The following is an 18,192-nucleotide window of genomic DNA, read 5'->3' as shown; positions in this document are numbered from 1 at the left end:
TGGATGCCTGCCCCTGCCGTTTCCTTCGTAACCCCTCCCAACTCCCCCCACATTGAAGCGCTCGCGACCCTCGGGGTCGCGCGGCGCTATCGGCGTGGCGCGCTGCTGATCCAGGAAGGCGAAACCGGCGACACGCTGTACATCGTCCTGCAGGGGCGGTTGCGGGCCTTTGTGGCCGACAACCAGGGACGCGAGCTCACGCTGGGCATGTACGGCCCGCTCGAGTACGTGGGCGAGATGTCGCTCGACGGCGGGCCGCGCTCCGCGAACGTGGAGGCCGCCGAGGCCAGCACCTGCGCGGTGGTGTCGCGCGCCACCTTGCTCGAGTACATCGCGGCCCACCCCGAGTTCGCGCTGGAGCTCATGGCCCGCCTGATCCGGCGCGCGCGCCTGGCGACGGACAGCGCGCGCAGCGTGGCGCTGATCGACGTCTACGGCCGCCTGGTGCGCCTGCTCAACGAGCTGGCCAGCAGCAAGCCCGACGGGAACGGCGAGCGCCCCCTGAAGGAGCGCCTGACCCACCAGCAGATGTCGCAGCACCTCGCCTGCTCGCGCGAGATGGTGAGCCGCCTGCTCAAGGACCTGGAGACCGGTGGCTACATCGCGGTGCGCGAGCGCTGGATCGTGCTGCGCAAACCCTTGCCCGCGCGCTGGTAAACCGCCTCAGAGGCCGTTGACCATGTCCCTCGCCTGCAGGGGCGTGGCCGAGCTGGTGCCCGCCAACCGCACCACGCTGCCGCTGCGGCTGCCCGCGCCGAGCACACCCCAGAGGGCCGGGTTGTCGTCGCAGGGCTTCAGCGTTTCGGGCACCTTCTTCACGCCCGGGCGTTGCGGTCGGCCCGCGTCGGGGTCGGGCTTGCGCGGGGAATACAGCGCGAAATGCCCACCCGCCGAGGACTGCGCGCGCAGACCCCCCACGCTCACCGTGTTCTGGCCGGTCGAGAGACTGTTGAAGGTGCCGCTGCGGCGCACGGGCGTCGGGTTGTCGGCATGGTCCACGAAAGAGCCCAGGTTGCCGCTGGTGTCGTAGAACACGTCTTCCAGGTAGGACTGGCGCGCACCCGTGTTCTGGCCGATGGCCACGTCGTCGCGTTCGATGTAGGCGTCGAACAGGGTCTCCGTCAGGCCGGTGTTGCTCAACACCACCTTCCAGGTGCCGAAAGGCCCGGTGACCACCGATCGCCGGCGGCTGAACGTGGGCGCCAGCGCCAGCAGGGCGCATGTGCCGTGGCTGCCCAGGGCCGAGGTGGTGGGGTAGATCAGGCCGCACAGCGGTGCGCCCTGCGCGTCCACCCAGGTGCCACCGTGGCCCATGGCCATGGGCGGCAGGGGCTGGGTGTGGCCCGGTGGCGTCACGCTGATGCGCACGTTCTGCGCGCCCGCGGGCAGCCAGATTTCCAGGTAGCTCTCGGTGCGGTCGTCGGGTTGCACGCGCCAGTGCAGCGCCACCGAACCGCCTGGGGGCAGTGTGGCGTTGGCATGGGTGCGGCTCTGGTAGGCGTTGCCGGCGGGCACGGCGATCTGCAGGCGGCCGCCGAGCAGCGCGACCAGTTGGTCCATCGCCGCTTCCAGCACCGAAGTGCCGTCGTGCGGACCGGCCAGCGTGCCCCAGCTGATGTTGACCACCAGCTGGGCGCTGGGCGCGCAACGCGCGAGGATGTACATGAGCCCGTCGAGCACGCTCACGTTCATCGCGCCGCCCGAGGTGTCGAGCACGTTCGACCAGTCGAGCTGCACCGCGACCAGGTCGCAGCGGCTGGCCTCGTCGTCCATCGGATGCAGCAGGTTGCCTTTGCCGCAGGCCAGGCTCATCACGTGCGTGCCGTGGTTGACCGGGCGGGTCAGGTCCCAGAGCTGCAGGTGGGCGTAGAGCGCGTCCTCGTCCAGCTGGCCGTGGCGCGTGTAAGTGGCGATGGCCGCGTCGATGTCCGCGCCCGAGAGTTCGTGGCCGTAGCCCATGTCATCTGGTGTCGGGCCGGCGCGGGCCGGGTCCAGCGGCACGCAGTGGTGCGGCTGGTTGCCGGGCCAGTTGCCATTCACCGTGTCGTCCTGGCGCCAGAAGTGCTTCACGCGCGTGTGGCCGAGGGCGTCGAGGAACTGGTCGTTGGCGAAAGCCAGGCCGCCGTCGATCAAGCCCAGCACCTTGCCGTCGAGCAGGCCGGGCGCGGAGACCGGTTGGCTCTCGGGCGTGCAGGGGTCGATCAGGGGATGCGTGTGGTGGCCCACCGGCAACCCGAGCTCGAAGCGCAGGATGAGACTGCGCAGGTGCGGGTTGCTGCGTAACTGGTCGAAGAAGCGCTTCTTCACCCGCGCGGTGCAGAAGCGCAGTCCGGACACATTGAGGTACACGCGCGGAATCTGCAGCCAGGCGGTGGAGGAGGCCGCCACCAGCGCCGGCACATCGGCCTCGCTGGTGAGCTCGATCACGATCGGCAACCACTTGGGTGGCCTCTTGCCGCGGCCGAGGTGGTAGCCCGCGAACTGGTCGGCTTCCGCCCAGATCAGGTAGGGGTCTTCACCGTCGATGGCGCCCGGCGCGTTCCAGTCGATGCCGGTGAACTCACCGGTGGGCAGCGGTTGCCAAGTGGGGCCGCTCATGCCCACTCCTTGAGCGCTTCCCCCCAAAGCCAGGCCAGCAGTGGCGCGTTGCCCACGGCGGTGGACGTGGCCGAGCGCGTGTAGGCGTTGCCGCTGGTGTGGTCCATCGACTGGTTCAGGCTGAAGTCCAGCGGCTCGCCGTTGGGGCCTTCGAACAGGCGGCCGTCAAAACCGCGTTCGTGCACACGCGTGCCGGTGGCGCGCGCCACCAGGAACTCGGCCAGCGCCGTGCCGAGCAGGCGCCCGCCCGCGCTGTCCACGGGGTAGTGCACGCCGGCCACCACGCGGTTGGTCGCGATGCGCGCGGCCAGCCGCTGCATCTGCTCGCGGTTCAGCGTGCCGTTGGGCGGCGAACCTGTACCCGGTACAGCATCCAACAAGGCCTCAAGAAGCGCGGCCACGGCAAAAGCCTCCGTGGCATGGCCGCTGGGCCAGCTGCCATGCCCCGGCGTCTCGATCATGGGCTGGATCTGCGGCGAAAACGCCACCGGCCGGATGCTGGCGAAGATCTGCTTGAAGCGCATCTCGACCAGCACGGCCAGGGAGAACACCAGGTCGATCAGCTGCAGGGTTTTCTTGTGGCGGTGTGCCGTGAGCCCGACCACGGACGACCAGAACAGGATCGGCGGGGTGCGCTGGTCCACGATCTCGATCGCGCGGTCGGCCCGCAGGTCCGCGTACGAGGCCACCAGATCGAGCTGCTTCTTGAACTGCGCCTTGGTGGGTGCGCGCATGCGCACGAGCGGCTTGCGCTGGATGGTGCTCGCCTGGAGGTTGGCGAACTCGAGCGTGGCGTCCTTGGGGCCGCTTCGGGTCTTGAACAGCAAGCCCTCGACGAGCTGGGAGAAGACGGCCTCGTGGCGCGGGCCTTCGGCCCACAGCGCGAGGTTGGGCGGGCTGTCGAACGCCGGCTCGTTGACGTGCAGCACCGCCCCGTTGAAGGGGCCCACGATGGCGGCGCGGCTGAGGATCAGGGCGTCGGCCGACACCATGGCGCCACCGCTGATACCTCCGCTGATGCCGCCGCTGATTCCCCCACTGATACCGCCGCTGATACCGCCGCTGATACCTCCGCTCATATGTATTCCCCTTGTTGGTTGGTTAATGCAATCGAAGACCGAGATGGGTGAGTGCTTTGGCGACACGCTGTCGAAGCGGGCTTTCGCCGCCAGCAGCCAAATACTGCTGCACCGTCAAATGCGGTTGCAGCTGCATCAACAGAGAGAAGGTTTCCTTTGCCTCGTTCTCGAAACCCAATTCATGTTGAGCGATCAGAAGCGTGCGTATGGTCGGTAGGTGGTAACGGTTTTTCTGGAGCGAAGAGCGACAGAGTTCGATGGCTCTTTCCCATTGCTCCAGGGACGCGCAACTCGTCGCCAGCATCATCTCAAAATAGTATTTCTGAGGATCCAGCGGAGACAGGTGCAATGCCTTCTCCGCCTCTGTCATCGAATCCTCGGGCGTGCCCCACATCGTTGACCACACGCTGTTGTACAGCCAGGCCATGGGATCGTTCGGGTTGCTCTGCGTGGCCTCCTGCAGCAGCCGGTGCGAGGCGTCCACGTCTTCGCCGAGGTGGCACAGCGCATGGCCCTTGATCGCCATCGCCAGCGAGCTGCTGGGTTCGAGGTCGAGCGCGCGGTCGGCGGTGTCGATGGCGCGCTGGAAGTCGCGCGCCGGCTCACTCGAGAGGCCTTGCACCACCTGCATGATGTGCCACTTGGCCAGCCAGGCCCAGGGCGTGGCGACGCGTTTGTGGCGCTCCACCACGGCCTCGATCAGCTGCAGGCTGCGCTGCAGGTCGCGCGGCGTGGAGCGGTGCATGAGCGTGATGCCGCCGAGCATCAGGGCATTGCTGTCGAGCTGTGGCACGGGCAGCACCAGCGTGCGCTGCACCACGTCGTTGAGCAAGGCCTTGGCGCAGGCGGCGCACAGGGCGTCGAGCAACTGGCTCTGGGCTTCGAGCAGGTCGCGCGTATCGCCGGTGAGCCGGTCGGCCCAGATCACTTCGCCGCGCTTGCGGTCGGAGAGCTCGGCCATGATGACAACCTTGTCGCCGTAGGTCACGTAGCTGCCGCCGAGCACGAAGGCCGCGTCCAGGCGCTGGCCGATCTCGTCCGTGCTGCTCTGGCGGCCACGGAAGGCGGTGGTGGACATGCGGGAGATCACGCGCAGGTTCTGGCTGCGCGCGAGTTGCGCGATCACGCCGTCGGCGATCAGCTCGCCGATCACGAACTGCTCGGCCGCGTGGCTGCGCGTCTCGAAGGGCACGACGGCGATGGAGGGGCGGAAGTCGGTGGCGGCGCCTTCGGGCACGCGCGGGCGCACGGCCGCCGACGTGCTGGAGACCGGGTACAGCTGCCAGGTGCGCACCGGCTCGGGCCAGTGCTTGAGGTAACTCTCCCCGCGGTCTTCGACCTCGGCGTCCACGCCGACCACGATGCCGTCGAACACGCTGGTGGTCACCAGGGTTTCACCGGGCGAGGCGAGGTCGGCCACGCGCGCGGCCAGGTTCACGCCGTGGCCGTACACGTCGTTCTCGTCCACATACAGATTGGTGGCGTTGAGGCCGGCGCGCAGGTGCAGTTGTTGGGCGGGCGGCAGCGTCTGGTTCAGTGGCGCGAAGTATTGGTGCAGGGCGAGGGCTGCCCGCACGCCGTCGGTGGGTTGGTCGAACTCGACCAGCATGCCGTCGCCCAGGCTCTTGACCAGGCGACCCCGGCACGCGGGCAGCACCTGAGAGGTGGCGTGGTGCATGAACCCGCGCCATTGGTTCACCACCGCGGCTTCGTTGGCCGCCATGAGCCGCACCGACTCCACCAGGTCGATCACCAGCACGACCTTGTGCCGTTGCTGTGGCAACGGAGGCATGGTCGTCGATGGTGGGTCCTGGCCTTCTTGAAATTTCGAAGCGGTCACGGGCTGGCGGGCGGTCATGCCTGAGGGATTGTCAAAATTTTGTTGCAGTTTCTCACATGTCGCGCGCGATGCTGAGACGCGAAGGCGCAAAAACAGCAAAGCCGGCTTGCGCCGGCTTTGCTGATCTTCATTGCACCCGTGAAGGTGAAGAAGGAAGGCTTACTTCAGGTGGTCGTTGACCAGCTTGGTCATTTCGAACATGGACGCCTGGGCCTTCTTGAAGATTTCCTTCAGCTTGGCGTCGGCGTTGATCATGCGGCGGTTGACCGAGTCCTGCAGCTTGTTCTTCTTGATGTAGTCCCAGATCTTCTTGGTGACTTCGGTGCGCGGCAGGGGCGAGCTGCCCACGATGGCGGCCAGAGCGGCGCTGGGGGTCAGCGCTTTCATGAACGCGGCGTTGGGGGTGCGCTTCTTGGCCGGAGCGGCCTTCTTCGCAGGAGCTGCCTTCTTGGCCGGAGCGGCCTTCTTCGCAGGGGCTGCCTTCTTGGCCGGAGCGGCCTTCTTCGCAGGGGCTGCCTTCTTGGCCGGAGCGGCCTTCTTCGCAGGAGCGGCCTTCTTGGCCGGTGCCGCCTTTTTAGCGGGCGCTTTTTTCGCAGTTGCCATGATTGAATTTCCTTCTAGAAGTTGACGATTCGCCAGCGGAAAACGCGCTTTCTCACTGGTGTCTCGGATGCTAATGGAGATGCACCCGCAATCCAAGGTGGAGAACGCGCTTTTTTCAAGCTTTGCGCAGGGGAGACGCGGGTTTTTGGCGGGGAAAACAACACTTCCTCGCGAGGAGGCCGCTCAGTGCCTTGGCGGGAGGGCGTTTTTGCACGGCTCCACGGCGGCTGGCTTCGTGTCTCGATCAGGCGGTGATGCCCTTGTAGAGCATGTAGGTGGCGAGCATGTACAGCAGGCCGGCGAACACGCGCTTGAGCGATTTCACCGGCAGCGCATGCGCCGCCTTCACGCCCACCGGCGCCATCAACACGCTGAAGAGCGCGATCACCACCAGCGCGGGCAGGTAGATGTAGCCGAACGAGCCGGCCGGCAGATCCTTCAGGCCCTGGCCCGCGATCACGTAGCCGACGGCGTTCGCCAGCGCGATGGGAAAACCGAGCGCCGCGCTGGTTGCGCACGGCGTTGTGGATGCTCACGTTGCACCAGGTCATGAAGGGCACGCTGACAAAACCGCCGCCCGCGCCGACCAGCCCGGAGAGCATGCCGATGACGCCGCCGGCACCCACCAGGCCCGGGGTGCCGGGCAGGGTGCGCGTGGGCTTGGGTTTCTTGTCGAGCAGCATCTGCGTGGCTGAGAAGCCGACGAAGGCCGCGAAGAACAGCGCGAGCCACGAGCCCTTGAGCAAGGCGAAGATGCCCAGGCTGGCAATGGCGGAGCCCAGCACGATGCCGGGGGCGAGGCCCTTGACGATGTCCCAGCGCACGGCGCCGCGTTTGTGGTGCGCACGCACGCTGGAGATGGACGTGAAGATGATGGTGGCGCATGGAGGTGGCGATGGCGATCTTGACCGCGAGATCCGCTTCCACACCGCGCCCCGCGAGGATGAAGGTGATGAAGGGCACCATCAGCATGCCTCCACCGATGCCCAACAAGCCGGCCAGGAAACCGGTGCCCAGGCCGAGCGCGGCCAACTCGAGAATCAGGAGGGGGTCTAAAGGCATGAAAGGTGTCTGCAAGTGCCGCCGGACCGGCATCCTGAACCGGGGTTCAGGTGGGCGAGGGCAGCGGGGCTTCGGGTTCGTCTGACGCGAGACGCTCGCACCAGCCACGCAATGTACCAAGCCCGGGCTCTATGAGCATTGGTTCAAGGAAATATAAAGCCCGACGCGCACTGCAGACGGTTCAAATTGTAGGCGCTGCATGCGGCCCACGAGGACCATCGGTCGATAAATTCTCGCGCAGTGACCAGCGGCGCGTCAGAGCAGGCGCCCGTCCTTGTCGAGCGTCTGGTCCAGGCGGCGCATCAGCTCTTCCACGCGGGCCTGCGTCTGGGGGTCGAGCGGCTCGCTGTCGAAGCCACCACCGGCTTCGGCGAACGCGCTCTGCTCGGGCTGGCCGAACGACGAGGCCTGGAAGCTCTCGGCTTCCTTCTGCGAGAGTTCGAACGCGAGGTTGAGCGAGGCCAGCACCGCGATGCGGTCGCGCGCCTTCACCTTGCCCGCATCGCGGATGCGGCACATGGCGGTGTCCACGCGCTCCACCGCGTCGAGCAGCGAGGCCTCGCCACCCGGTGGGCACGAGAGCAGGTAGCTCTGGCCCATGATCTGCACTTCAATCTGTTTGCTGCCGGGTTTGCTCATTGGAATACCTCCGTGCTTCGCACTGCGGTGCGAGCTGGCTTGGGGCGGCCCGACGCGGCGCTCATGACCGTTCCTTGCGGGTGTCGGGGGTGACATCGGTCATGCCGGGGGGCAGGCGATCGAGCAAGGCATCAATGCGGGCGCGGGCGGCCATCAGCCGGGACTTGAGCGAGTCGCGCTCGGCCTGCAGCGCATGCACCTGTTCCACCAGCAGGCTGTTGGTGCGCTGCAGTTCTTCGTGTCGCAGCAACAGGCGCTCGACACGTTCGGTGATCTGATCAAAGTGCTTGGGATCGGCCATGGTGGGACTCGAAGTTTTCACATTGTAGGGTTGCCCCGGGTGTGCGCGCCGTAGAATGCCGGTTGTTGGTGCTCGCGGTGTGGTTCACATGCCGCAGTTCAACGGGAAGCAGGAGGGTCACACCCCAGGGATGGGACCTAACCTGCGCTGCCCCCGCAACGGTAAGCAGACGAGTGCGATGAGCGCATGCGCGAACGGTCTCTCAGCCTCCATCCGACAGCCACTGGACGACACGCCGTGTCATCTGGGAAGGCGATGGAGGTCGGTCTGTCAGCCCGGATACCGGCCAACAAGGTGGTGGTGCGTCTGGCGACAGACGCTCCACCGTGATGCCCATGCGCCGTCGGGGAAGATGGCGAGGGTCTCCTGTCTGTTTCTTCATCATGAAAAATCGCACCCTGCGCGCGCCCCTGGCCGCGCTACCGCTGGCGTTGCTGGCGGGCTTTGGCACGTCGGTCGCCCACGCTCAGTCCTCCTCTTCTTCCTCCGCTGACACCACCCTGAGGGAAACGGTGGTCACGGCCACCCGGGTCGAAACCCGCACCGATGCCGTGCTCAGCGACGTCGTCGTGATCGACGCCGACGTGATCCAGCAGTCCGCGGGCCGCTCGCTGTCCGAAGTGCTGTCGCGCAACGCGGGCCTGCAGATGTCGTCCAACGGCGGCCTGGGCAAGCAGTCGGGCCTGTTCATCCGCGGCACCGAAACCCGCCACGTGCTGCTGCTGATCGACGGCGTGCGCTACGGCTCCAGCACCTCCGGTGCGGCCGTGCTGGACAACATTCCGCTGAGCGCGATCGATCGCATCGAAGTGCTCAAGGGCCCGGCCTCGGGCCTCTATGGCAGCGATGCGGTGGGCGGCGTGGTGCAGGTTTTCACCAAGCGCGGCGTGAAGGGTTTCCATCCGCAGGCCAGCGTCACGCTCGGCAGCTTCGGGCACCGTGAAATCACCGCCGGCATCAGCGGTGGCAACGACACGATCACCTACAACCTCAGCCTGGGTTCCTTGCGCGAGGACGGCTTCTCGTCGACCAACCGAAACGTGGCCTTCGGCAACCACAACCCCGACAAGGACGGCTTCGACCAGGACAGCCTGTCAGCCTCGCTGCGCTGGGCCATCGCGCCGGGCTGGACGACCGATGTCAACTTCACCCAGGCCGACGGCGTCAGCCAGTTCGACCAGGGGCCGGGCACCTTCAACGTGCGCTCGGAAACCACCACCCGCGTGACGGGCTGGGGCCTGGAGCGCAAGTGGTCGGCCGATTCGCGCACCCAGCTGCGCCTCTCGCGCAGCGAGGACCGGTCCGACAGTTTCGAGACTTCGCCCACGCCCTCGGTGTTCAACACCGCGCAGACTCAGGCCACGCTGCAGCACGACTGGAACACCGCGCTGGGCAACCTGCTGGTGGGCCTGGAGTCGATCAAGGAAGAGGTGTCGGGCACGCAGGCCTACGCGGTGAACTCGCGCACCACGGACGCGGCCTTCGTGGGCCTGACCGGCCAGGCCGGCCAGCACCTCTGGCAGGCCAACCTGCGGCGCGACGACAACTCGCAGTTCGGCGGCGCCACCACCGGTTTCGCCAGCTACGGCTTCCAGCTCACGCCGAACTGGCGCCCGCACGTGGCCTACGGCACCTCGTTCAAGATGCCGTCGTTCAACACGCTGTACTACGTCTCAGCGTTCTTCAACGGCAATCCCACCACGCAACCCGAGCGGGGCAAGAACCGCGAAGCAGGGCTGACCTACACCCAGGGATTGCACGAAGTGAAGCTCATCCGCTTCGACAACCGGGTGCGCGGCTTCATCACGCTGCAGCCGGCGGTGGCGAACGTGCCTCGCGCGCGCCTCGAAGGCTGGTCGCTGGCCTACACCGGCTCGGCCGGTGCCTGGAGCTGGTTCACCAACCTGGAGTTGCTGGACGCGCGCAACGAGATCAACCAACGCAAGCTGCAACGCCGCGCCGACGAGGTGCTGACCGCCAGCCTGGACCACCGCATCGGTGCCTGGAACTGGGGTGCGTCGATGCAGCTCGTGGCGGAGCGTTTCGACGACGCCGCCAACACGCGCCGCCTGCCGGGCTTCGGCACGCTGGACCTGCACGCCCGCTACGCCGTGAACAAGGACTGGTCCGTCGCCCTGCGCCTGAACAACGTGGGTGACAAGTTCTATGAGACCGCGTACGGCTACAACCAGCCGGGCCGCGCGGCCTTCGTCACCCTCAACTGGGCGCCGCAGCGGTGACGCGGCATTGCCCGGCCATCCTGGTGGCTGCCCCGGCTTCAGGCCAGGGCAAGACCACCGTGGCCGCGGCACTGGCGCGCCTGCACACGCGCGCCGGTCGGCGTGTGCGGGCCTTCAAATGCGGGCCCGATTTCTTGGACCCGCACTGGCTCGCGCTGGCCACCGGGCACCCGGTGCACAACCTCGATCTGTGGATGACGGGCGAAGACGATGCCCGCGCCCGCCTGCACGAAGCCGCCGGGCAGGCCGACCTGATCGTGGTCGAAGGGGTGATGGGCCTGTTCGACGGCGAACCCAGCGCGGCCGACCTGGCGCAGCGCTTCGGCCTGCCGGTGCTCGCGGTGATCGATGCCTCGGCCATGGCGGGCACCTTCGGTGCGCTGGCATTTGGCCTGCGCCATTTCCGCCCCGGCCTGCCCTGGGCCGGCGTGCTGGCCAACCGCGTGGGCAGCGAGCGCCATGCGCAGATGCTGCGCGAGGCGCTGGCCGGTGACGAGGCCCAGTTCCTGGGTGCGGTCATGCGCGACGCGGCGTTCTCGCTGCCCGAGCGCCACCTGGGCCTGACCGTGGCCGCCGAGCTGCCCGACGCGCTGGCCCGGCTCGACGCCGCCGCCGACGCGCTGTCGCGCACGCCGCTGGGCCGGATGGAGGGTGACGCGCTGGGGCGCTGGTCGGTGGCGTTCGACGTGCCCGCCGAGGTGCCGGTCGACGCGCATTTGCTCACGGGCAAGACCATCGCCATCGCGCGCGACGCGGCTTTCTGTTTCATCTACCCGGCCAACCTGGATGTGCTGTGCGCGCTCGGCGCCGAGCTGGTTTTCTTCTCGCCGCTGGCGAACGAGCCGCTGCCGCCGTGCGACGCGGTCTGGTTGCCCGGCGGTTATCCCGAACTGCACACCGACGCACTGGCGGCGGCCACCCGCACCCGAGACGGCCTGCGCGCGCATGCCCAGGCCGGGCGGCCGGTGTGGGCAGAATGCGGCGGCATGATGCCGCTGTTCGATCAAATGATGTCCAGCGACGGCCATGCCGCCGCCACCTGGGGCCTCTTGCCGGGCCAGGTGCTCATGCAGAAGCGGCTGGCGGCCCTGGGGCCGCAGCAACTGCCGCTGCCCGCGGGCACCTTGCGCGGCCACACCTTTCACTACTCGCGCTGCGAGACCCCGCTGCAGCCGGTGCGCCACGCCGAACGGGCGCGCGGTGGTGCCGGCGAAGCCGTGTACCGCGTGGGCCCGGTGCAGGCGAGTTACTTCCACGCCTGGTTCCCGTCCAGCCCGGCGGCGGCGGCCTCGCTGTTCCTTGCAGGAGGTGCCGCATGAACCCGCCGACCCTTGGCCCGCAGCGCATCGTCTGCCTGACCGAAGAAACCACCGAGTGGCTGTACCTGCTCGGGCAGGAGCACCGCATCGTCGGCATTTCCGGCTACACCGTGCGGCCGCGCCGGGCGCGCGACGAGAAGCCCAAGGTCAGCGCCTTCCTGAACGCGAAGATCGACAAGATCCTCGCGCTGCAACCCGACTGCGTGTTCGGCTTCTCCGACCTGCAGGCCGACATCGCCGCCGAACTCATCCGCGCGGGCGTGCAGGTGACGGTGTTCAACCAGCGCAGCGTGGAAGAGATTTTGTCCATGCTGTACCAGGTGGCGGCGATCGTGGGCTGTGCCGACGAAGGCCTGGCCTGGATCGAGGCCACGCGGGCCCGGCTCGATGGCATCCGCGCCGCCGTGCAGGCCCTGCAGGCCGGCGGCAAGCGCCGCCCGCGCGTGTTCTTCGAGGAATGGGACGAGCCGCACATCAGCGGCATCCGCTGGGTCTCCGAGCTGATGGGCATCGCGGGGGGCGACGACGTGTTCCCCGAACTCGCGCGCATGCCGCTGGGCAAGGACCGCATCATTGCCGACGGCGCCGAGATCGTGCGCCGCAACCCCGACATTGTGATCGGCTCCTGGTGCGGCAAGAAATTCCGACCCGAGAAGGTGGCCGCGCGCGCCGGCTGGCAGGACGTGAACGCGGTGAAGCACGGCCAGCTGTTCGAGATCAAGTCGGCCGACATCCTGCAGCCCGGGCCCGCCGCGCTCACCGATGGGGTGGCGCAGCTGCACCGCATCGTCACCCAATGGATGGCGCAGCATGGCTGAGATCGCGCGCAGCGAATTCATCCTCGGCGGCCAGCGCAGCGGCAAGTCGCGCCGCGCGGAGTTGCTCGCGCGCCAGTGGCTGGCGACGGACACCGCCCACCGCGCGGTGATGATCGCCACCGGCCAGCCCTGGGACGAGGAAATGCGCGAGCGCATCGTGCGCCACCAGCGCGACCGCGCCGAGCGCGTGCCCGGCATGGTCACCGTGGAAGAACCGCTGGCCCTGCCCGAGGCCCTGCGCGAACACAGCGCGCCGCACACCCTGGTGGTGGTGGACTGCCTCACGCTGTGGCTGACCAACCTGCTGATGCCCGCCGAGGGCGCGGCGGCCGATGCCGCCGGGCCCACGCGCCAGCTGTGCCAGGCCATCCGTGCCGCGCGCGGTCCGGTGGTGCTGGTGGGCAACGAGATCGGCCTGGGCGTGATCCCCATGGGCCGCGAGGTGCGCGCCTTCGTGGACGCGCTCGGTGGCCTGAACCAGGCCGTGGCCGCCGCCTGCGAGCGCGTCACGCTGATGGCGGCGGGCCTGCCCCTGACCCTGAAATGAAAGCCCGATCCATGACCCGCTTCTGGCGCCTTCTCTCACTCGGCCTGCTGATCGGCGGCGCGGCGCACGCCGCCGGGGTGGAAGTGACCGACGACCGCGGCGTGACCGTGACGCTGGCGCAATCGCCGCAGCGCATCGTCTCCCTGCTGCCTTCGTTGACCGAAACCGTGTGCGAGCTGGGCCAGTGCGAACGGCTGGTCGGCGTGGACCGGTACTCCAACCACCCGGCCTTCGTGCGCACCCTGCCGCAGACCGGCGGCGGCATCGACCCCAACATCGAGGCCATCGTGGCCCTGAAACCCGACGTGGTGCTCATGGCCACCTCGTCGCGCGGCGTGCAGCGGCTGGAGTCGCTGGGCGTGAAGGTGCTGGCGATGGAGCCCAAGAGCTCGGCCGACGCGCAGCGCGTCATGGGCAAGCTCGGCCAGCTGCTGGAGGTGCCCGATGCGCAGCGCATCTGGCGCGCGATCGACGCCAGCGTGTCGGCGGTGGCGCAGTCGCTGCCGCCGGGCGCGCGCCAGCTGCGCGTGTACTACGAGGTGAGCACCGGGGGCTATGCCGCCGGCACCGGCTCCTTCATCGGCGAGCTGATGGCGCGCCTGGGCGTGCAGAACATCGTCGCGCCCTCGCTGGGGCCTTTCCCGCGCGTCAACCCCGAGTACGTGGTGCGCGCCAACCCCGACCTCATCATGATCGGCGCGCGCAACGTGCAGGGCCTGGAAACCCGGCCGGGCTGGCGCGGCATCCGCGCCCTGCGCGAGCGCCGCCTCTGCGTCTTCACGGCCGAGGAGTCCGACGTGCTGGTGCGCCCGGGCCCGCGCATGGCCGAGGCCGCGCGCCTCATGGCGCGCTGCATCACCGAAAAGGGCTTGAAGTGAGCGGCGCCCGCCACAGCCTCTGGCTCGGCAGCGCGCTGCTGATCGCGGCGGCGGCCGTGCTGCTGCTGGGCGCGGGCGTGGGCAGCACCGGCTTCGACAGCGTGCTCAACGCCCGGCACGACCCGGTGGCCTGGCAGATCCTGTGGGACATCCGCCTGCCGCGCACGCTCGGCGCCTGGGTGGCCGGCGGCCTGCTCGGCCTGGCCGGCGCGGTGGCGCAAGGCCTGTTCCGCAACCCATTGGCCGACCCCTATCTGCTGGGCAGCGCCTCGGGCGCGGCGCTCGGCGTGGCCCTGGCGCTGGCCCTGTTCGGCACCACGCCGTTCGCCACGCAATGGGCCGTGCGCCTGGGCCTGACCGGCGCGGCCTTCACCGGCGCGGTGATCGGCGTGGTGCTCACGCTGGCGCTGGCCAAGGGCGTGCAGCACACCCTGCGCCTGCTGCTGGCTGGTGTGATCGTGGGCGTGGTGCTGGGCGCCGCGCGCGACCTCGTCACCATCGCCTCGCCCGACACCTTGCAGGCCATGCAGGGTTTCATGCTGGGCAGCACCGGCTTCGTGGGCTGGGCCGCCTGCGGCGTGATGGCCGCCATGGGGCTCGCCGCGCTGCTGGTGGCCGCCTCGCTCGGCCGCGTGCTCGACGGCCTGGCACTGGGTGAGGCCACCGCGATCAGCCTGGGCCTGCCGCTGGTGGCCGTGCGCGCCGTGCTGGTGGCGGTGCTGGCGCTGGCCACCGGCGCGGCCGTGGCACAGACTGGCCTGATCGCCTTCGTGGGCCTGGCCTCGCCGCACCTGGTGCGCTCCATCGTGAAGACCACGCACGGCCGCCTGATCGTGCTGAGCGCCTTGATGGGCGGCCTGCTGTTGATGGCCGCCGATGTGCTCGCGCGCTGGATCATCGCGCCGCAGGAACTGCCGGTGGGCGTGCTCACCGCCGTGTTGGGCGGCAGCTACCTGCTGTGGCTGATGCATCGGCGGCGCCGACCGGGGAGTGGCTTGTGACGGCCGCGCTGCAGGCCCAGGGCATCGGCGTGGCGCTGGGCGGCACGCCGGTGCTGCACGGCATCGACGTGGCCTTGCCTGCCGCGCGCTGGACCAGCGTCGTCGGTCCCAACGGCGCGGGCAAGTCCACCCTGTTGAAAACCCTGGCCGGCCTGCTGCCGCACAGCGGCCAGGTGCAGCTGCTGAACCGCCCGCTCGCGCAATGGCGCGGCCGCGAGCGCGCGCGCCGACTGGCCTGGCTGGGGCAGGGCGAGCAGGGCGCGGACGACCTCAGCGTGTGGGACGTGGCGATGCTCGGCCGCCTGCCGCACCAGCCCTGGCTGGCCCCACCGTCCGAGGCCGACCGCGCCGCGGTCGAGCAGGCCCTGCGCGCCACCCAGGCCTGGGACTGGCGCGAGCGCCCGCTGGGTGCGCTCTCCGGCGGCGAACGCCAGCGCGTGCTGCTGGCGCGCCTGCTGGCGGTGCAGGCCGAGGTGATGCTGATGGACGAGCCGCTCGCCAACCTCGACCCGCCGCACCAGGCCGACTGGCTGCTGCTGGTGCGCGAGCTGGTGGCCCGGGGCAAGACCGTCGTCAGTGTGCTGCACGAAATCGGCATGGCGCTGCACGCCGACCAGATGGTGGTGATGGCCCAGGGCCGCGTGCACCACCAGGGCGCCTGCGACGACGCGGCCACCCACCAGGCCCTCGAACAGGTCTTTGACCACCGCATCGCGATCCATCCGCTGGGCGACCAGTGGGTCGCCTTGCCCCGCTGACCCTCTTTTCACGGAGCCCGAACCATGCAGATCGAAGCCCCTCCCGTCCTGCGAGACACCCCCAAACCCCAAGGCGAACGGCGCGGCCTGGTGCTGGTGCACACCGGCACCGGCAAAGGCAAGAGCACGGCCGCCTTCGGCCTGGCGCTGCGCGCCCATGGCCGGGGCAAGTCGGTCAAGGTCTACCAATTCATGAAGGTGCCCTCGGCGCGCTTCGGCGAGCACCGGCTGTTCGAACAATTGGGCATTCCCATCGAAGGCCTGGGCGACGGCTTCAGCTGGAAGAGCCGCGACCTGGACCACTCCGCCGAGCTGGCGCGCGAGGGCTGGGCCAAGGCCGAGGCCACCATCCGCGCCGGTGAACACTTCATGGTGGTGCTGGACGAAATCATGTACCCGCTGCGCTACGGCTGGGTGCCGCTGGAGGCCGTGCTGACCTGCCTGCGCGAGCGCCCGCCGCACGTTCACGTGGTGCTCACCGGGCGCGGTGCGCCGGCCGAACTCATCGAGCTGGCCGACACGGTGACCGAGATGACGCTGATCAAGCACCATTTCAAGGCCGGCGTTCCCGCACAGCGAGGCATTGAAGACTGATGGGCGCGATGCCGCCCGTGCCGACGCTGGCGATGCTGGGGCTGCTCGGCGGCATGGCCGTGCCCGCGCTCGCCCAGCACCGCATCGTCACGCTCTCGCCGTCGCTCACCGAGGCCGTGTGCGCGCTCGGCCACTGCACCGAGCTGGTCGGCACCGACCGCTATTCGAGCTGGCCGGGCACGGTGGCGAAGCTGCCCAAGGTCGGCGGCCTGGCCGACGCGCAGATCGAGCACATCGTGGCACTGCGGCCCGACATGGTGCTGCTCGGGCCGCGCAGCCGCGCCGGTGAGCGCCTGACCGAACTCGGCGTGCCGGTGCAGACCTTCGACGCGCGCACCCACGCCGACCTCAAACGCATGCTGCTCGCGCTCGGCCAGTCGCTGGGCGAGACGGCGCGCGCCCACGAACTCGTGCGGCGCATCGACCAGGAACTCGAGGCCGCCGCGCGCCGCGTGCCGGCTTCCCTGCGCGGTCGCACGGTGTACGTGGAGGTCGGCATCGGCCCCACCGCCGCCAGCGCCAAGAGCTTCATCGGCGAAACCGTCGCTCGGCTCGGCCTGGTCAACATCGTGAGCGGCGACGCCGGCCTGTTCCCGCGCGTGAACCCCGAGATGGTGGTGCGCCGCTCGCCCGATCTGATCATCGGCCCCCAGTCCACGCTCTCGGGCATGACCGACCGCCCCGGCTGGGCCGGCCTGCAGGCGCTGCGCCGCCAGCAGGTCTGCCAGCTCGACGCCGACCGCATGGACCTGCTCTCGCGCCCCGGACCCCGCCTGGGTGAGGCTGCGCAGATGCTGGTCGACTGCCTGCTCGCCTTGCCCACCCTTCGCCCCTGAATAGGAGACCTCTGATGCAAACCCGCAAGATCCCCGCCACCATCGTCACCGGCTTCCTCGGCGCCGGCAAGACCACGCTGCTGCGCCACCTGCTCACGAACGCGCAGGGCCGGCGCATCGCCGTCATCGTCAACGAGTTCGGTGAACTCGGCATCGACGGCGAGCTGCTGCGCGGCTGCGGCATCGGCTGCGACGAGAACGGCGAAGAGAATGGCCAGCTGTTCGAGCTCGCCAACGGCTGCCTGTGTTGCACGGTGCAGGAAGAGTTCGCTCCCGTGATGGAGCAGCTCGCCGCGCGCCGCGACCAGATCGACCACCTCGTCATCGAAACCTCCGGCCTGGCCCTGCCCAAGCCGCTGGTGCAGGCCTTCCAGTGGCCCGCGCTGCGCAACGCCTTCACGGTGGACGCCGTGGTGACCGTGGTGGACGCCCCGGCCGTGGCCGCCGGCCGCTTCGCCGAAGACCCGGTGGCGGTGGACGCGCAACGCCGTGCCGACGAGAACCTGGACCACGACTCGCCGCTGGCCGAGCTGTTCGAGGACCAGCTCGCCACCGCCGACCTGGTGGTGGTGCACAAGACCGACGGCCTGGACGCCGCCACGCTGGCCGAGGTGGAGGCCATCATCCGCGCCGAAACCCCCGCCGGTGTGAAGCTGGTGCACGCGCAGCACGGCAAGCTGGACCTGGGCGTGCTGCTCGGTCTGGAGCGCGCGGTGGAAGACGTGATCGACCAGCGCAAGACCCACCACGACGAGGAAGAGGACCACGACCACGACGAGTTCGATTCGGTCTCGCTCACGCTGGACGTGCCCGACCGCCAGCGCCTGCTGGACGCGCTCGTGGCCCTGGTGCAGCGCCACGAGATCTACCGCGTCAAGGGCTTCGTGGCCTTGCCCGGTGCGGCCATGCGCCTGGTGGTGCAGGGCGTGGGCCAGCGTTTCGACAGCCACTTCGACCGCCCCTGGCGCGCCGACGAAGCGCGCGCGACGCGGCTGGTGTTCATCGGCGACCACCTCGACCGCGACACGCTGCAGAGCGAACTCCAGTCGGCCCTGAGCGCCGACACCAGCCTGGCCTGA

17 protein-coding genes, 1 other RNA gene, 1 pseudogene and 1 riboswitch are annotated in these 18,192 nt (G+C 69.1%); of the genes and pseudogenes, 11 read left to right on the top strand and 8 right to left on the bottom strand.

All coding sequences use genetic code 11. The annotated features are described in order from the left end of the window. The first annotated feature begins 3 nt into the window (after nucleotides 1-3). The gene (locus tag ACFJI0_RS13340; RefSeq protein ID WP_291111322.1) at nucleotides 4-657 is read left to right on the top strand and encodes a Crp/Fnr family transcriptional regulator; all 654 of its coding nucleotides are present in this window, start codon (nucleotides 4-6) and stop codon (nucleotides 655-657) included. Between the two features lie 6 nt (nucleotides 658-663). Here the strand turns inward: ACFJI0_RS13340 and ACFJI0_RS13335 are convergent, their stop codons facing one another. The 8 genes and pseudogenes from ACFJI0_RS13335 to ACFJI0_RS13300 form a co-directional block, all read right to left on the bottom strand. Further along, the gene (locus tag ACFJI0_RS13335) at nucleotides 664-2,598 is read right to left on the bottom strand and encodes a hypothetical protein (protein ID WP_382325477.1); all 1,935 of its coding nucleotides are present in this window, start codon (nucleotides 2,596-2,598) and stop codon (nucleotides 664-666) included. Next, complete coding sequence (locus tag ACFJI0_RS13330) at nucleotides 2,595-3,677, bottom strand: phosphatase PAP2 family protein (protein WP_382325476.1); 1,083 nt, start codon at nucleotides 3,675-3,677, stop codon at nucleotides 2,595-2,597. Before ACFJI0_RS13330 ends, ACFJI0_RS13335 begins: the two co-directional genes overlap by 4 nt. Nucleotides 3,678-3,699: 22 nt before the next feature. Then, the gene (locus tag ACFJI0_RS13325) at nucleotides 3,700-5,469 is read right to left on the bottom strand and encodes an adenylate/guanylate cyclase domain-containing protein (RefSeq protein WP_382325474.1); all 1,770 of its coding nucleotides are present in this window, start codon (nucleotides 5,467-5,469) and stop codon (nucleotides 3,700-3,702) included. A 207-nt stretch (nucleotides 5,470-5,676) separates the two neighbouring features. Next, a complete protein-coding gene (locus ACFJI0_RS13320) occupies nucleotides 5,677-6,120 on the bottom strand; it encodes an SWIB/MDM2 domain-containing protein (RefSeq protein WP_291111314.1) in 444 nt (147 codons plus the stop codon). A 244-nt stretch (nucleotides 6,121-6,364) separates the two neighbouring features. Continuing rightward, nucleotides 6,365-7,182: pseudogene (locus ACFJI0_RS13315) on the bottom strand (sulfite exporter TauE/SafE family protein). 2 nt (nucleotides 7,183-7,184) lie between these two features. Beyond that, a non-coding RNA gene (gene ssrS, locus ACFJI0_RS13310) (6S RNA) lies at nucleotides 7,185-7,364 on the bottom strand. A gap of 73 nt (nucleotides 7,365-7,437) precedes the next feature. Further along, nucleotides 7,438-7,821, bottom strand: a complete 384-nt coding sequence (locus ACFJI0_RS13305; RefSeq protein ID WP_297401080.1) for a cell division protein ZapA — start codon at nucleotides 7,819-7,821, stop codon at nucleotides 7,438-7,440. A 61-nt stretch (nucleotides 7,822-7,882) separates the two neighbouring features. After that, nucleotides 7,883-8,122, bottom strand: a complete 240-nt coding sequence (locus ACFJI0_RS13300) for a DUF904 domain-containing protein (protein WP_382325470.1) — start codon at nucleotides 8,120-8,122, stop codon at nucleotides 7,883-7,885. Between the two features lie 49 nt (nucleotides 8,123-8,171). Further along, a riboswitch (cobalamin riboswitch) is annotated at nucleotides 8,172-8,428 on the top strand. Nucleotides 8,429-8,505: 77 nt separating this feature from the next. Between ACFJI0_RS13300 and ACFJI0_RS13295 the strand changes: the two genes are divergently transcribed. The 10 genes from ACFJI0_RS13295 to cobW are packed head-to-tail and all read left to right on the top strand — an operon-like array spanning nucleotide 8,506 to nucleotide 18,192. After that, the gene (locus ACFJI0_RS13295; RefSeq protein ID WP_382157034.1) at nucleotides 8,506-10,362 is read left to right on the top strand and encodes a TonB-dependent receptor domain-containing protein; all 1,857 of its coding nucleotides are present in this window, start codon (nucleotides 8,506-8,508) and stop codon (nucleotides 10,360-10,362) included. Next, nucleotides 10,359-11,681, top strand: a complete 1,323-nt coding sequence (locus ACFJI0_RS13290; RefSeq protein WP_382325468.1) for a cobyrinate a,c-diamide synthase — start codon at nucleotides 10,359-10,361, stop codon at nucleotides 11,679-11,681. The genes ACFJI0_RS13295 and ACFJI0_RS13290 overlap by 4 nt, the downstream gene beginning before the upstream one ends. Beyond that, nucleotides 11,678-12,499, top strand: a complete 822-nt coding sequence (locus ACFJI0_RS13285; RefSeq protein WP_382325466.1) for a cobalamin-binding protein — start codon at nucleotides 11,678-11,680, stop codon at nucleotides 12,497-12,499. Before ACFJI0_RS13290 ends, ACFJI0_RS13285 begins: the two co-directional genes overlap by 4 nt. After that, on the top strand, nucleotides 12,492-13,046 hold the full coding sequence (locus ACFJI0_RS13280; protein WP_382325464.1) for a bifunctional adenosylcobinamide kinase/adenosylcobinamide-phosphate guanylyltransferase: 555 nt from the start codon (nucleotides 12,492-12,494) through the stop codon (nucleotides 13,044-13,046). The genes ACFJI0_RS13285 and ACFJI0_RS13280 overlap by 8 nt, the downstream gene beginning before the upstream one ends. An 11-nt stretch (nucleotides 13,047-13,057) precedes the next feature. Further along, nucleotides 13,058-13,924 carry an ABC transporter substrate-binding protein gene (locus ACFJI0_RS13275; protein ID WP_382325639.1) on the top strand — a complete coding sequence of 289 codons (867 nt, stop codon included), beginning with the start codon at nucleotides 13,058-13,060 and terminating at the stop codon, nucleotides 13,922-13,924. After that, nucleotides 13,921-14,925: a FecCD family ABC transporter permease gene (locus ACFJI0_RS13270; protein ID WP_382325462.1), complete on the top strand. Its 1,005-nt coding sequence runs from the start codon at nucleotides 13,921-13,923 to the stop codon at nucleotides 14,923-14,925. Before ACFJI0_RS13275 ends, ACFJI0_RS13270 begins: the two co-directional genes overlap by 4 nt. Beyond that, a complete protein-coding gene (locus tag ACFJI0_RS13265; protein WP_382325460.1) occupies nucleotides 14,922-15,683 on the top strand; it encodes an ABC transporter ATP-binding protein in 762 nt (253 codons plus the stop codon). Before ACFJI0_RS13270 ends, ACFJI0_RS13265 begins: the two co-directional genes overlap by 4 nt. A gap of 24 nt (nucleotides 15,684-15,707) precedes the next feature. Further along, entirely contained in the window at nucleotides 15,708-16,277 is a 570-nt protein-coding gene (gene cobO / locus ACFJI0_RS13260; protein WP_382325458.1) for a cob(I)yrinic acid a,c-diamide adenosyltransferase, read from the top strand. Nucleotides 16,278-16,285: 8 nt separating this feature from the next. Next, on the top strand, nucleotides 16,286-17,113 hold the full coding sequence (locus tag ACFJI0_RS13255) for an ABC transporter substrate-binding protein (RefSeq protein WP_382325456.1): 828 nt from the start codon (nucleotides 16,286-16,288) through the stop codon (nucleotides 17,111-17,113). 14 nt (nucleotides 17,114-17,127) lie between these two features. Further along, nucleotides 17,128-18,192: a cobalamin biosynthesis protein CobW gene (gene cobW, locus ACFJI0_RS13250; RefSeq protein WP_382157050.1), complete on the top strand. Its 1,065-nt coding sequence runs from the start codon at nucleotides 17,128-17,130 to the stop codon at nucleotides 18,190-18,192.

This window comes from Hydrogenophaga sp. UC242_53, from assembly GCF_042696965.1.
Taxonomy (GTDB): Bacteria; Pseudomonadota; Gammaproteobacteria; order Burkholderiales; family Burkholderiaceae_C; genus Hydrogenophaga.
Note: the sequence above shows the minus strand (reverse complement) of the source record. Positions and strands in the feature narration are given on the sequence as shown.

What these genes read in the sequence shown, in the direction of transcription:
- cobO (WP_382325458.1), top strand. Translation starts at nt 15,708, where the DNA reads ATGCAGATCGAAGCCCCTCCCGTCCTGCGAGACACCCCCAAACCCCAA.
- ACFJI0_RS13335 (WP_382325477.1), bottom strand. Translation starts at nt 2,598, where the DNA reads ATGAGCGGCCCCACTTGGCAACCGCTGCCCACCGGTGAGTTCACCGGC.
- ACFJI0_RS13340 (WP_291111322.1), top strand. Translation starts at nt 4, where the DNA reads ATGCCTGCCCCTGCCGTTTCCTTCGTAACCCCTCCCAACTCCCCCCAC.
- ACFJI0_RS13280 (WP_382325464.1), top strand. Translation starts at nt 12,492, where the DNA reads ATGGCTGAGATCGCGCGCAGCGAATTCATCCTCGGCGGCCAGCGCAGC.
- cobW (WP_382157050.1), top strand. Translation starts at nt 17,128, where the DNA reads ATGCAAACCCGCAAGATCCCCGCCACCATCGTCACCGGCTTCCTCGGC.
- ACFJI0_RS13305 (WP_297401080.1), bottom strand. Translation starts at nt 7,821, where the DNA reads ATGAGCAAACCCGGCAGCAAACAGATTGAAGTGCAGATCATGGGCCAG.
- ACFJI0_RS13330 (WP_382325476.1), bottom strand. Translation starts at nt 3,677, where the DNA reads ATGAGCGGAGGTATCAGCGGCGGTATCAGCGGCGGTATCAGTGGGGGA.
- ACFJI0_RS13300 (WP_382325470.1), bottom strand. Translation starts at nt 8,122, where the DNA reads ATGGCCGATCCCAAGCACTTTGATCAGATCACCGAACGTGTCGAGCGC.
- ACFJI0_RS13255 (WP_382325456.1), top strand. Translation starts at nt 16,286, where the DNA reads ATGCCGCCCGTGCCGACGCTGGCGATGCTGGGGCTGCTCGGCGGCATG.
- ACFJI0_RS13285 (WP_382325466.1), top strand. Translation starts at nt 11,678, where the DNA reads ATGAACCCGCCGACCCTTGGCCCGCAGCGCATCGTCTGCCTGACCGAA.
- ACFJI0_RS13275 (WP_382325639.1), top strand. Translation starts at nt 13,058, where the DNA reads ATGACCCGCTTCTGGCGCCTTCTCTCACTCGGCCTGCTGATCGGCGGC.
- ACFJI0_RS13295 (WP_382157034.1), top strand. Translation starts at nt 8,506, where the DNA reads ATGAAAAATCGCACCCTGCGCGCGCCCCTGGCCGCGCTACCGCTGGCG.
- ACFJI0_RS13320 (WP_291111314.1), bottom strand. Translation starts at nt 6,120, where the DNA reads ATGGCAACTGCGAAAAAAGCGCCCGCTAAAAAGGCGGCACCGGCCAAG.
- ACFJI0_RS13325 (WP_382325474.1), bottom strand. Translation starts at nt 5,469, where the DNA reads ATGCCTCCGTTGCCACAGCAACGGCACAAGGTCGTGCTGGTGATCGAC.